Consider the following 13,261-nt stretch of genomic DNA (forward strand, 5'->3'; position numbering starts at 1 on the left):
GACCCATTACCAGTCGGAATGAAATAGTATACCCGATGCATTAGTCTTCTTGCTCGGCTTCAGATCGCCGGGCGGCGCGTCGATGTACGACTTCATACAGCAGCGGCAGAACGACGAGGATCATGACTGCCGCCGTCAGCATGCCGCCGACCACGACCCGAGCGAGCGGCTTCTGAGCCTGCGAGCCGATTCCGGTCGCGACGGCCGCGGGAAACAGCCCAATGGCGGCCGCCAAGGTGGCCATGAGAATCGGCCGCATCTGTACGTCGGCCCCCTTCAGAATGGCCTCACGCATGGCCAAGCCGCCGGTGCGATAGTCCTCAATCCGGGAAATCAACAATACCCCGCCCAAAATCGCCACACCGAGGGTGGAAATCACGCCGACGGCGGCTGAGATGCTGAAATGGGTGCCGGTCAGCGTCAGGGCCAGGACACCGCCGATCAAGGCGAACGGCACGGTCACGAGAACCAGCAGCGCATTTTTGATTGAATTAAAGGTCGTATACAAGAGGAACAGAATCAACACCAGGCTGAGAGGAACGATTTTGACCAGACGGGCCTGCTCATTCTTCAGTTGATCATACTGCCCCGCCCATTCCATGCGATAGCGCTCCGGCAGTTTCACGTCCTGAGTCAATTTCGCCTGCGCCTCGGTCACAGTGCTCTCCAGATCCCGGTCCCGCACGCTGAATTTGATCGGGATATAGCGCTCATTGTTTTCGCGATAGATGATAAAGGCGCCGGTCTGGGTGGTGATCGTTGCCAACTGCTTCAAGGGGATGCGGGCGCCGTTGGGCGTATTGACCAGAATATTTCCGATGGCCTCCGGATCCTGCCGGTACTCGGGAAGGAAGCGCACGACTAGATCGAACAGCCGCTCGCCTTCGTACACCTGCGTCACGGCTTGTCCTCCGATAGCGGCTTGAACGACCGCGTTCACGTCGGAGACCTGCAGGCCGTATCGGGCGCTCGCTTCCCGATTCACTTCGATCAACAGGTTGGGTTGCCCCATGAGACGCAGGATGCCCAAATCCTTCACCCCGGAAATGCCCTTCATGACCTTTTCGATTTCGACCGCTTTGGCTTCCATCATTTTCAAATCGTTCCCGAACAGCTTGATCGAATTCTCCCCTTTGACGCCGGACATGGCCTCTTCCACATTGTCCTGAATCACCTGGGAAAAATTAAAAATCACCCCGGGAACCGATTTGAGCCGACGCTCGATTTCTTCGATCAATCGGTCCTTCGTCAGACCCGGACGCCACTCGCTCGCCGGTTTCAGGTTGGCCAGGAATTCGGCATTGAAGAAACTGGTCGGATCCGTCCCGTCATCGGGCCGTCCCAACTGCGACACGATCGTCGAGATTTCCGGGGACTGCCGGAACATGCCCCTGATTTCTCCCGAGAGCCGCGCAGCCTGATCAAACGAAATATCCACCGGCATCGTCGCCCGTACCCAGAGGTTCCCCTCTTCCAAGGCCGGCATGAACTCACCCCCGATGAATTGCAGCGCCATGACCGTGAGGAGCATGGCCGCGACGGAGGCGCCGATGACGATGGTTTTATTCCTGAGGGCCCATTCGAGCGTGTGTCGATAGAGACCCCTGATCACGCGGACGAACTTCGTATCCTCTTCCTTCAACGGGCCCGTTAGCAAAAATGAGCATAAGACCGGCGCCAGCGTGAACGCCATCAACAGCGCCCCGAGCAAGGCGAAGCCGTAGGTGATCGACATTGGGGCGAATATTTTTCCCGGCACACCGGTCATCGTAAACAGCGGGATGAAGGCCACGACGATAATCGCGGTCGAGAACAAGATCGGCTGTCCCACCTGGCGTGCGGATCGGACGATCTGCTGATGAATAGTGAGCCCGGAGCGGCGGTCGTGCGCCAGATGGAAGAAAATGCTTTCGACCATGACCAATGTGGCGTCCACGATGATGCCGAAATCGATGGCACCCAATGAGATGAGATTGGCGGACTGGCCGGCGAAGACCATCATGGAAAAGGTGAACAACAGCGAGAGCGGAATGGTCAGGGCCACGATCATCGCCGCGCGAAAATGGCCGAGGAAAAAATAGAGGATGACGAACACAAGGATCATCCCGCTGATCAGAATGTCCCGCACCGTCTCGACCGTCGTGTGGATCAGGGCGGTTCGATCATAAAAAGTTTTGAGCTTGATGCCGGACGGCAGCTTCCAATTGTTCAACTCCGCCACCTTGTCCCGAACGCCGTCGAGGGCGGGCAACGCCTTGTACCCGCGCTGGAGCAAAATCACGCCTTCGACCACATCGTCCCGGTCATCGATCCCGACTTTGCCGAGCCGGACACGATTGCCGACCGTCACCTTCCCCAGTGTCCTGATAAAAATCGGGGTTCCTTCCTTCTCGGCCACCATCACATGCTCGATATCCTGGAGGCTGTTGATGAGTCCCAGACCGCGGATATTATAATTTTGGGCGCCCACGGTGAGGTAGTTGCCGCCGACGTTCGCATTGCTATTGCTGAGCGCCTCCATCACCTGCGTAAGGCTGACTCCATAGCTGATCAGTTTCCCCGGATCGATATCGACGTGGTATTCCTTTGTGGTCCCGCCGAATGCCGTCACGTCGATAACGCCGGGCACACGCCGAAACTCCCGCCGCACCTGCCAGTCTTGCGCCGTCTTCAGATCGGTCAGGCTGACGTGTTCGTCTCCGGCCAGCTCATATCGATATATCTCGGCGATGGCCCACCAGGGCGACAAGGTCGGAACGGCGCCGGGCGGAAGGGCGACGGCGGCCAGGCGATTCACCACTTCTTGTCGATCGCGAAAATAATCCGTCCCAAAATTAAAATAGACCTTGATATCGCTCAGCCCGAAAATCGACAAGGAGCGAATATCGCTCAGTCCCACCATGCCGTTGAGCGCGACTTCGATGGGAATCGTAATCTGGCGCTCGATTTCTTCAGCCGACCACCCGGGAAACTGGGTGATGACTTCGACCATCGGCGGCGAGGGATCGGGATACGCGACGATATCGAGCAGGTTGAACGCGTAGAGTCCGCCGAACAGCAGCGCAACACCGAGGGAGCAGAGAAGGAATCGCTGAACGAGGGAAATTTCGACGATGCGGGCGATCATCGGCGTGGATGGAGGCTCCTGAACCGGCTACACCCGGCTCTTGCATCCCGAACGAAGCTCACCCTTTCACCTCTTGACCTTTGACCAAGACCGCGCCCTTGGTCACGATGCGCTGGCCTGGCGATAGGCCCTGCAGCACGCGCACCATATCATTCGAGACGTTCGAGACACGCACTTCGCGCTTGATATATTTATCGGGCGATTCGACCAGATAGACGAAGTATTTTCCGTCCACCTCCACAACCGCCTCTTTGGGAATCGTCAAGAACGGGTTCGCGTCCCCGATATCGAGCCGGAGACGGGCAAACATTTCAGGCTTCAGGCGGTGATCTTGATTATCGACCCATGCCCGGACCTTGATGGTCCTCGTGTTGGGATCCACCACATCGCCGATGGCCGCTACCACCGCGGCGAAATCCGCATCCGGGTAAGCTTCCACGTTCACCCTGGCCACCTGACTGACCTTCACCAGCGCCAGATCCCGCTCATAGACGTCGGCGACCACCTGCAGCCGGTCCAGATCGGCCACCGTAAATAAAACTTGTCCCGCATCCGCGCTGACCGACTGGCCGGGCGTCACGGTCCGTTCCACCACCGTCCCGGTCAGCGGGCTCTTCATATCGAATCGCGAGGTGATGCGTTGCTGCGCCAAAGGCTTATCGAGCTCGACGCTGGGGACGCGGAGGGACAAGAGCCGCTCTTTCGCCCGCCGGAACTCCGCCCTGGCTTTAATGAGGTCATTTTCCGCCTGTTTGAGGTCTTTCAGCGCCAGCGCCTTGGTCTGATAGAGTTCTTTTGCGAGTTCATAGCCGCGTGTGGCGAATTCCAGTTCCGACGCCTCCTTGACGAACTCCGAATAGGCTTGCGTAATGTCGGGGCTGTCGATGATCAGCAGCGTATCGCCGGCTTTGACGCGGTCTCCCAAATGCGCCCGTACTTCCATGACTCGTCCCTGTAATGGAGACGAGACCTTTGAATACCGGTCTTCGCCGTACGCCACTTTGCCCGCCAGGATCAATTCCGGCTGCACCGATTTTACATCGATGACCGCCGTTTCAATCTGGCTGGATTGCGCGAACCGTTCGGCCTGCGGCTCGGCGGCCGATGTAGCCGCGTCCGAGGATGCCGGCTCCTGAGCTTTTCCACAGGCTGCCAAGCACAAGCATACGATGCCCGCCATCGCCGCGCCCCGCATGAGCCTCATGAAGCAATCTCCTGCCCGACCGCACTTTCGAGCTGAAACAAATTATGTTGGTACGTAAACAGGGCTTCAATGTAGTTCTGCTGGATGGCGCGCGACGTCCTGGCTGCGTCCAAGAGATCCAGGATCGTCGCGCCACCCCGTTCATAGGCCCGCTCGACGATCGTGAAGGTTGATCGCGCGTCATCGAGCACACCGGCCAGATACGCTTCCACCAAGCGGCGGCTCTGGAGCAGATTGTGGTAGGCCACGTCGACCTGATTCTCCACCTGGTTCACGGTCTTGTCCAAATCCGCCTGCGCCGACTGAGCCGCGACCTCCGCCTGGACCACGCCGCCCTGGTTCCGATTGAACAGCGGCAGCGGTACGCCAAAGTTCAACACCCCCATTTGCGGGTTGTCCGGTCCGCGAGGACCTTGCACGGCAAAGCCGGCGCCAATTGTGACGTCGGGATACCGATAGGCCTTGGCCAGTTTCAAATCGGCTTCCCGCTGCGAATAGGCCGCCCGCTTTCCGCGCAGATCCGGCCTCGCTTCGAGCGCCACCGACCGCAGTTTCCCGATGTCGGGGTCAACGCGGCGGAAATCCAGATCCGTCGTCAACTCAAGTTTGGTCAGCGGCGAGAGGCGAAGGAGTTGGCGCAAATCCGCTCGGGCGGACTCCGCTTCCTGGATCGCTTCGATGACCTGGGATTGAAAATCCACGACCTGCAGGCGAATGCGGATCAGATCGACTTCGGCAATGTAGCCTTTTTTGAACCGGATGGTATTCACTTCCATAATGCGTGAAAACCGATCCCGGTTTTCTTCCGCCAGTGCCAAGCGCCGTTGCGCCAGTTGCACTCGATAGTACGCATCTTTCAAGGTGAAACTGAGTTGCCGAACCGCATCTTCAAAGTTGGCCTCAGCCGATTGGGCGCCAAAGGCCGCGCTTTCGATGCGATATCCCCGCTTGCCCGCGATCTCGAAGAGTTGCTGGACCTGCGTCAGAATTTCGCCGCTTCTGGTGACGGTATTCCCTTGAGTCCAGGAACTGAGCGTGCCGACCGAGAACAATGGATTCGGAAACAGCTTCGCGGTAATTTGTTGTCCCCTGCTATATTCAATGCCGTATTTGGCAATCAGCAGATCGAGGTTCTGTTTGAGGAAGAGCGAGAGAGCTTCCGGAAGGCTTACCCTGACGCTGGCCGGCGAGTGAGAGCCGGCCTTGGACGGCTGATCGACTGACTGCGCGGCTGACGCGCCGTCCTTCGCGGAGAGAGAAGCCAGGAGAATAACGCAGAGGAAGGAGACGGCTCGCGCACGTCTCCACATATGTTCCAAGTCACACCCCGCAGTCACCATGCGCCGCGCTCGCTTGGATCGGAACAAGTCAGGCGGTCAGTCATGTAGCAAGCCGCTGTATTATACTGATTCTCCGCACCTTTTAAAACAAAGTCTACCACCGACTATTTTCATCGCATCTTCAGCTCGGTCCAGGCTCGGTCGTAGGCGCGAACAGCCGCTCCAACATCCTTCATCCACTCCAAGCGATTGAGGATCTCGTCCGGCGGATACACCGCGGGATTGTCTTGGACGCCAGGGGCCACCAACCCCTTGGCAATCGCCGGCGCCGCGGCAAACATCAGGCGTTCGGAGGTACGGGCCGCGACCTGGGGATCGAGCAGATAATCGATAAAGCGCATGGCGAGTTCCTTCTGGGGGGAGGTTTTGAGCACGACCAGGCAATCGGCCCAAATCGTTCCCCCTTCCTTCGGCACGACATATCGGATCGATGGCCGCTCCCGCATCGCCCGAGCGATGGGACCACCCCACCCGTGAGCCAGCACGACTTCCCCCGTGGCCAGCAATTGGTCATAGTGATCGCTCGTATAGGTCTTCACCAGCGGCTTCTGTTCGATCAATTTTGCCTTGGCGGTTTCAATCACTGCTTGGTCCGTGCTGTTCAACGACTGTCCCATCCATCGGAGCGTCGCTCCGAACACTTCCCGCTGATCGTTCAGCATGCTGATGCGTCCCTTGTACCGAGGATCCCACAGAATCGCCCAGCTATCGGGTGGGGTTTTGATCAAATTGGAATCATAGCCGATCCCCACCGTGCCCCAGAGATAGGGAACCGAATATCGCTGGGTTGGGTCGAACGGCAACCGTTGAAGATGCGCGTTCAGAGCCTTTGCGTTCGGGATGGCCGCCTGGTCCAGTTCCTCAAGCAATCCCAATTGCATGGCAATGGCCACCATGAAATCCGAAGGTACCGCGACATCGTACCCGGTTGCTCCGCTTTGGAGCTTCGCCAAAAGTTCTTCATTGCTGCTGAATACATCGACGACCACCCGTACCTGTTCCCGGCGCTCGAACTCGGCCAAAATCTCCGGCCCGACATAATCGGACCAGGTGAAGTAGTGGAGCGTCGGTCGTGATCCGTGATTCTGTGCCTCGGGCAGGCTTGGCTGCGGATCCTGAGTGCAAGCAGCGGCTAGAGCGACGATTCCCAAGCAAATCCCGATGGCCGGGAGCCGCTTCGTTCTCATGAGGAGGAGCGACGCTGGATCAAAAGAGAGATGGTAATCAGACCCATAGAGGCCAGCACCATGACTGCTGATAAGGCATTGATCTCCGGCGAAATGCCGGCCTTGATCATCGAATACACTTTGATCGGCAGCGTCGCCGCACCGGGTCCAGCGAGAAAGAACGTCACGATGAAATCATCAAGCGAGACGGTCAATGCCATCAAGCCCGCCCCTATCACGGCTGGTCGGATCATGGGTTCGGTCACTCGCCGGAAAACCTGCCATGTGCCGGCGCCCAAGTCCCGCGCCGCCTCAATCAGCCTGGGATCAAGCTTCCGCAGACGCGCCCTCACGATGACCATGACTAACGGCAGATTAAAGACCACATGGCCGATCACCACCGTGACCAAGCTCAACGGCAGTCTGACGGTAACGAACAGCAGCATCAAGGCGACGCCCATCATGATCTCAGGAATGATCAACGGCAACAGGATCATCCCGTCGAAGGCCGTCTGATAGCGGGCGGACAGCCGCTCGATGCCTAACGCTCCCATGACACCCAATATAAGAGAAATGACGGTCGAAAGACCGGCCACGATGAGGCTATTGAACGTCGCCTCCAGCAAAGCCTGATCTGTCAACAACAGCCGATACCACTCTAACGTGAACCCCTGCCAGCTCGCCGACAGGCGGGAGGCATTAAACGAAAACAGAATTAGGACGGCGATCGGCAGGTAGAGAAACAAGACATTGCCGGCCGTGGCGAGCTTCAGCCAGAAACCGCGCGGAGTCATTGCGACACCTGCGGCAGGCTCCATCGCCCATCGGCGCGAACATATCCTCTCAATAACAGGATGACGACGGCCATTAGGACAAACGAGAGCGCCGATCCCAATGGCCAGTCCCGGACGACCAGATATTCATGCTGTATCAGATTGCCGATCATCATCGTGCGGGCGCCTCCCAGTAAATCAGGCGTGATAAAGGCGCCGACCGTCGGAATAAAAACTAAGAGCGAGCCGGCCACGACACCCGGCTTGACGAGGGGCCAGATGACCAGACGGAACGTCGCCGTGCGTCCCGCATACAGATCGCGCGCGGCATCGATCAGCGTGGGGTCGAGCCGTTCGCACGCCACGTAGAGCGGCAAGACCATAAAGGGAAGGTATCCGTAGACAAGGCCGATCAGCACGGCGACGGGCTGGTAGAGCATGTGTATCGGCTCGTCGATCAGGCCCCAGTGGAGCAGCCACCCGTTGAACAAGCCTTCAGCGCGCAACAGAAACATCCAGGCATACGTCCGGACGAGAAAATTCGTCCAGAATGGCACGAGAATCACCAGGAGCCAGATTGATTGGAGATGGCGGGGTGCCCTGGCGATGAAATAGGCGAACGGAAAGCCGACCACGAGGCAAAGACATGTGGTGACGGCGGCGTACACGAGCGACTGGACGAAAATGACGACGTAGATCGAATGCAGCAATTCGCCGTAATTGGCGAGTGTGAATTCCCAGACCACCCCGCCATAGGCGCCCCGCGTCGCGAAACTCACGGCCAGCACGATCAGCAGTGGAGCGAGAAAGAAACAGCCCATCCATAGAGCGGCCGGCGCCAAGAGCCATCCGGAGTAGCCGAGCGGCGGTTCCGAACGCGCAGGTTGTGAGGGTGCCGAGAGATTCTTCACTCTGGAAAGATCAGTCCATCATCGGCGCGCCAGCTGAGGAATACCTGTTCGCCCGGCGCGAATGGTTTGTCGTCGCCACGCGGAGTGGCCGTCACGACTTTCCAGCACATCTCCTCGCTGACGCGAACCATATAATGCGTTTCATGACCGCCGTACAGGGCCTTTTCGATGCGGCCCGGCAACCGGTTATCGCAGGAGTTATGAAAGTCGCCGCGAAAAATCCGGAGGTGCTCGGGGCGAAGCGAAAGAACGACGTTCTGGTGCTGGGACTCCGACTTCCTTGCACAACGAGCCTTGATAGCCGGCGCCTGTATGAAGGACGGCGCCAACATCCCATACCCCCCGCCGATATCATGGAACAGTCCTGAGAGTTCGTTGGATTCCCCGATGAAGCGGGCGACGGAGAGGCTTGCCGGCTGGTCATAGACTTCGCGGGGAGTACCGACTTGAACTAAGCGACCTTGTTGCATCACTCCGACCCGATCCGACATGGCGAGGGCTTCCTGCTGGTGATGGGTCACACACACAAAGGTGATGCCGACCTGCTCTTGAATCGACTTCAATTCAACTTGCATCTCCTGGCGGAGTTGCTGATCGAGCGCGGACAGCGGCTCATCGAGCAACAATACGGCGGGCCGGTTGACCAACGCGCGGGCGAGCGCGACCCGTTGCTGTTCCCCGCCGGATAACTCGTGTGGCCATCGGTGCTCTTTTCCCGACAGTTTCACCATCGCGAGGATATCAGCGACCCGCTCGAGGATTTCAGGGCGGGGCCGGCGCTTCATTTCGAGGCCGAAGGCGATATTCTCGGCGACTCTCAGATGCGGGAAGAGGGCATACGACTGGAAGACGAGGTTCACCGGCCGCCGGTGCGCCGGCACGCCCGCCATCGATTGCCCTTCAATCGACAACGTGCCGGTGTCGGGCGTTTCGAACCCGGCGAGCATGCGGAGGATCGACGTTTTTCCCGCTCCGCTCGGACCCAAGAGAGAAAAAAACTCGCCTGGACGTATGCGCAGGCCTACATCATCGACGGCAACGACGGCGCCGTAGCGCTTGACGAGATGCTCGGCTTCAATACTGAATCGGCCGGGAAGGAGGCCTGGAGAAGAAGGGAGATCGGTAGACAATGACTCCGGCATCAAACGCAAACGGCTACATAAAGGAGAGACTCGTTCAGCTTTCCGCCCCGTTTTTCCAACTCACATCGCGCAAGTGCCGGCGCACGCGAACTTTCTGTTCATGCTTGCGCAGCAGCGAGCGGCGAATCACATCACGGTCCTCGGCGACGATCCGGACCAGCCGGTCATTATCTTCCGCGTGATCTCTGACCAGCTCGGACAGCTTCTGCACCTGCCGCTCCAGACGCTCGAGCCTCCAGATGATGTCTTTCATGGGATTGGCGGTTCCCGCGCTTTTCACCACCGATCGAACTACGGCTTGACGTTTCATAGGCACTCCTTGTCGCGGCGCCCCGGCGTGAGCTTATTTCCGGAACGCGCGCCTGGTCCTAGTATTATCTCCATCGGCGGCGAAGTCAACGTTTCCTGTTCCTTTCCATTTGTCTATGGTCCTGTTACAATCCCGACGTGAATAAAATCTTTACCATGGTGCTGGCGGGCGGAAAAGGGGAACGGCTCTATCCCCTCACCGAGCAGCGGGCCAAGCCGGCCGTTCCGTTTGGAGGCAAGTACCGGATCATCGATTTCACGCTTAGCAACTGCCTGAACTCCGGACTCCGGCAGATCGCCGTCCTCATCCAATACAAATCGCATTCGCTGGATCGCCACATTAGACGCGGCTGGAACATTCTGAATCCGGAGCTCGGTGAATATCTCGCCTCGATCCCGCCCCAGCAGCGCATTAGTGAAGACTGGTACAAAGGCACCGCCGACGCGGTCTATCAAAACTTGTTCCTGCTGGACCAGGATCCCCCTGATTTTCTGCTGATCCTGGCCGGGGACCACATTTATAAGATGAACTATGCCGACATGTATCACTTTCTGCTGTCGAAGCAGGCTGACGCCGTGGTCGGCGCCATTGAGACGCCGCTCCAAGACGCCAGCCGGTTCGGGGTCATCAGCGTGGACGAGGATTGTCGGATTCTGCGCTTTGACGAGAAGCCGGCGAAGCCCAGCCCCATGCCGGGTGACCCGACCCAAGCCTTTGTATCGATGGGGATTTACCTGTTTCGCACCGAGGCGGTCCGGGAACAATTGATCCGGGACGCCAAGGAAGGCACCAAACATGATTTCGGCAAAGATATCATCCCCCGCATGATCGAAGAACAAAAGGTGTATGCCTTCAAGTTTCAGGACGAAAACAAAAAGGCCGTCAAATACTGGCGCGACATCGGCACGCTGGACGCCTATTGGGAAGCCAATATGGATCTGGTGGCCGTAGATCCCCTGTTCAATCTCTATGATCAGGAATGGCCCATCCGAACGTATCAGGGCCAATTCCCTCCGGCCAAATTTGTCTTTGCGCAAGACTATCAAGGCGGGCGAATGGGAGTCGCCCTCGACTCCGTCGTCTGCGGCGGCTGCATTATTTCGGGCGGCCGCGTGCAAAATTCGGTGCTTTCCCCCGATGTCATCGTGCATGACCATGCCGACGTGCGGGAATCGGTGGTCATGGAAAATGTCGTGATCGGCGACCGCGCCCGGATCCGGCGCGCGATCATCGATAAGGATGTCGTGATTCCGGCGAAAACTGAAATCGGGTATGACTCCGCCGCGGATCGCCAACGTTTCAAGGTCACTGAATCCGGACTGGTGGTCATCTCGAAGGGTATGAAGCTCGATGCCTCCCTCCATTCATCCGGTTGATCTCATCGCCACGCTTCGGAACAAACATCTGACTCCCGCCATCGTGTTTCTCACCTCACGGCGTGCGTGCGACGAGGCGATGCAGGCTTTCGAGCACAGCCAGATCGTCTTGCCGGCAATCCGGCAACAACGCATCGCCGACGTGCTGGCGCATGTCATTGAGCAATTTCCGAGTATCGCGGAACACCCTCTCATTGCTACGGTTCAACAGATCGGTGTGGCCGCCCATCACGCCGGCCATCTTCCCTCATGGAAAATCGCCGTGGAGGAACTGATGCGCCATGGCTGCCTTGACGCCGTGTTTGCCACGACGACCTTGGCGGCGGGCGTCGATTTTCCGGCTCGCACCGTCGTGGTGACGCAATCGAGCATTCGCAAGGCGCGCGACTTTACCGATCTGACGGTCAGCGAGATCCAGCAGCTCGCCGGCCGTGCGGGACGGCGCGGCAAGGATCTCGTGGGTTTCGCGGTCGTTACCCCGTCCCCCTATATCGATTTGATGGCGATTGCCAAAGGACTCACGGGACAGCCGGAACCGATCGACAGCCAATTTGTCATCACCTATCCGATGGTCCTGAACCTGCTCAAAGCCCACCCGCTGGAGCAAATCCAATCCATCCTTGCCAAGAGCTTTGCGCAGTTCCAGTTGAATCGACGCGCAGAAGCGCTCGAGCAGAAACTCGACGGTCTCCGCAAGGACATGGAGCCCTATGGGCCCCGGGTCTGTTCCGACTGGATTACCCAATGGCAAGTCTTCGACCATGCCCGCAAACATAAGCCCCATCGGAGCCATGCGAAGGCGACCGAATCACCGGCGCTGGCCGCCCGACTGCATTTTCTGACTCCCGGCCGGGTGGTGGGTCTTTCCAAAGGCCGTGGCATTGTCCTCCGCCAGTACCGGAGTAAAGGCCAACGCAGTCCGATGGTCACTCTCTTGCGGCCCGGAGGCGGCATCACGGAATGCCCCGCCACTCATGTGGCTTCCATCTTTGATCGGACCTTCGAGTGCGTCGAATCGTCCGCCTATCCCTGGTGCACGCAGGAAAGTCTGGGACACCTCGTCCATGAACTGTCGGAGTTACCTCCTCGCCTGCCGCTGCTCCCGATCATCGCATCCAAGGAAGCGGAAGAAGCCATCGACGGGTCGATCGTGCAAACCTTGGGCGACTTTCCCTGTCCCACCTGTCCGTCGCGATACGCGTGCCAGAAGGATTACGCGGCCGCGCATCGTATCAGGCAAGATATTCACCGCCACACGAAAGCTATTCAGGCGCTGCATACGAGTATCTGGCATCGTTTTCAGGAACGGATGGAGGTGTTGCAGCAGTTCGGCTACCTCACGCCCACCGCCCATTTGACGGAAGACGGCGATTGGGCCAGGCTCATTCGAATCGACCATTCGCTCCTGATCACGGAATTGATCCGCGCCGAGGCGTTTGCCGGAGCGGATCCTGCGCTGTTGGCGGGCATCATGGCCAGCATTGCCCATGACGACGATCGCCCCGGCTCATTTCCCCGGGGTAGTGCCGGTTTGCTCACGCTGCTGTTTCAAGTTCGGAAGCTGGCCGAATCCCTCGCGCCTCACGAGGAGTCCCCGCTCCTGCGCGCCGACGTCGCCTCGCTCACGGAACGGTGGGTGAACGATCAAACACTGACATGGATCGGCCTGGCGCGCGTGACTTCGATGGCCGAGGGAGATATGTATCGATTGTTCGCCCGCACGCTCGAATTCCTCTCTCAACTCCAGTCGCTCAGAGCGAGTCATCCGTCCTTGGCGGAAACAGCCGAACGGGCCACGCAGGCGATGCGTCGAGGGGTGCTCGAGGAACTGCCCTAAGAAATTATGAATGAAGGATGAGGGATGGGGAATTGTAATGATGGGATCTAGGAATGGGGAATGATGAAATGAAGA

General features: G+C 58.5%; 10 protein-coding genes. 2 read left to right on the forward strand and 8 right to left on the reverse strand.

Going from position 1 to position 13,261, the window contains the following annotated elements:
- Window positions 1-40 precede the first annotated feature (40 nt).
- From ACWGXE_RS11860 to ACWGXE_RS11895, 8 genes are all read right to left on the reverse strand, one after another.
- The gene (locus tag ACWGXE_RS11860) at window positions 41-3,127 is read right to left on the reverse strand and encodes an efflux RND transporter permease subunit (RefSeq protein WP_447597974.1); all 3,087 of its coding nucleotides are present in this window, start codon (window positions 3,125-3,127) and stop codon (window positions 41-43) included.
- A 58-nt stretch (window positions 3,128-3,185) separates the two neighbouring features.
- Window positions 3,186-4,331 (reverse strand): efflux RND transporter periplasmic adaptor subunit, encoded by a 1,146-nt coding sequence (locus ACWGXE_RS11865; protein ID WP_447597975.1) that lies wholly within the window; start codon window positions 4,329-4,331, stop codon window positions 3,186-3,188.
- Window positions 4,328-5,671, reverse strand: coding sequence for a TolC family protein (locus ACWGXE_RS11870; RefSeq protein WP_447597976.1), 1,344 nt, complete (start codon window positions 5,669-5,671; stop codon window positions 4,328-4,330). The genes ACWGXE_RS11865 and ACWGXE_RS11870 overlap by 4 nt, the downstream gene beginning before the upstream one ends.
- Window positions 5,672-5,781: 110 nt before the next feature.
- The gene (locus ACWGXE_RS11875; protein WP_447597977.1) at window positions 5,782-6,858 is read right to left on the reverse strand and encodes an ABC transporter substrate-binding protein; all 1,077 of its coding nucleotides are present in this window, start codon (window positions 6,856-6,858) and stop codon (window positions 5,782-5,784) included.
- The gene (locus tag ACWGXE_RS11880; protein WP_447597978.1) at window positions 6,855-7,631 is read right to left on the reverse strand and encodes an ABC transporter permease; all 777 of its coding nucleotides are present in this window, start codon (window positions 7,629-7,631) and stop codon (window positions 6,855-6,857) included. Before ACWGXE_RS11880 ends, ACWGXE_RS11875 begins: the two co-directional genes overlap by 4 nt.
- Window positions 7,628-8,521 (reverse strand): ABC transporter permease, encoded by an 894-nt coding sequence (locus ACWGXE_RS11885; RefSeq protein WP_447597979.1) that lies wholly within the window; start codon window positions 8,519-8,521, stop codon window positions 7,628-7,630. Before ACWGXE_RS11885 ends, ACWGXE_RS11880 begins: the two co-directional genes overlap by 4 nt.
- Window positions 8,518-9,663, reverse strand: a complete 1,146-nt coding sequence (locus ACWGXE_RS11890) for an ABC transporter ATP-binding protein (protein ID WP_447597980.1) — start codon at window positions 9,661-9,663, stop codon at window positions 8,518-8,520. The genes ACWGXE_RS11885 and ACWGXE_RS11890 overlap by 4 nt, the downstream gene beginning before the upstream one ends.
- A 34-nt stretch (window positions 9,664-9,697) precedes the next feature.
- Complete coding sequence (locus ACWGXE_RS11895; RefSeq protein ID WP_447597981.1) at window positions 9,698-9,973, reverse strand: hypothetical protein; 276 nt, start codon at window positions 9,971-9,973, stop codon at window positions 9,698-9,700.
- A 137-nt stretch (window positions 9,974-10,110) separates the two neighbouring features.
- Here ACWGXE_RS11895 and glgC point away from each other — a divergent pair, with 137 nt between their 5' ends.
- Entirely contained in the window at window positions 10,111-11,349 is a 1,239-nt protein-coding gene (gene glgC, locus ACWGXE_RS11900; protein ID WP_447597982.1) for a glucose-1-phosphate adenylyltransferase, read from the forward strand.
- Complete coding sequence (locus ACWGXE_RS11905; RefSeq protein ID WP_447597983.1) at window positions 11,324-13,186, forward strand: helicase-related protein; 1,863 nt, start codon at window positions 11,324-11,326, stop codon at window positions 13,184-13,186. The genes glgC and ACWGXE_RS11905 overlap by 26 nt, the downstream gene beginning before the upstream one ends.
- Window positions 13,187-13,261: the final 75 nt, after the last annotated feature.

The sequence above is a fragment of the Nitrospira sp. Nam80 genome (assembly GCF_965152575.1).

What these genes read in the sequence shown, in the direction of transcription:
- ACWGXE_RS11860 (WP_447597974.1), bottom strand. Translation starts at nt 3,127, where the DNA reads ATGATCGCCCGCATCGTCGAAATTTCCCTCGTTCAGCGATTCCTTCTC.
- ACWGXE_RS11865 (WP_447597975.1), bottom strand. Translation starts at nt 4,331, where the DNA reads ATGAGGCTCATGCGGGGCGCGGCGATGGCGGGCATCGTATGCTTGTGC.
- ACWGXE_RS11870 (WP_447597976.1), bottom strand. Translation starts at nt 5,671, where the DNA reads ATGGTGACTGCGGGGTGTGACTTGGAACATATGTGGAGACGTGCGCGA.
- ACWGXE_RS11875 (WP_447597977.1), bottom strand. Translation starts at nt 6,858, where the DNA reads ATGAGAACGAAGCGGCTCCCGGCCATCGGGATTTGCTTGGGAATCGTC.
- ACWGXE_RS11880 (WP_447597978.1), bottom strand. Translation starts at nt 7,631, where the DNA reads ATGACTCCGCGCGGTTTCTGGCTGAAGCTCGCCACGGCCGGCAATGTC.
- ACWGXE_RS11890 (WP_447597980.1), bottom strand. Translation starts at nt 9,663, where the DNA reads ATGCCGGAGTCATTGTCTACCGATCTCCCTTCTTCTCCAGGCCTCCTT.
- ACWGXE_RS11895 (WP_447597981.1), bottom strand. Translation starts at nt 9,973, where the DNA reads ATGAAACGTCAAGCCGTAGTTCGATCGGTGGTGAAAAGCGCGGGAACC.
- ACWGXE_RS11905 (WP_447597983.1), top strand. Translation starts at nt 11,324, where the DNA reads ATGCCTCCCTCCATTCATCCGGTTGATCTCATCGCCACGCTTCGGAAC.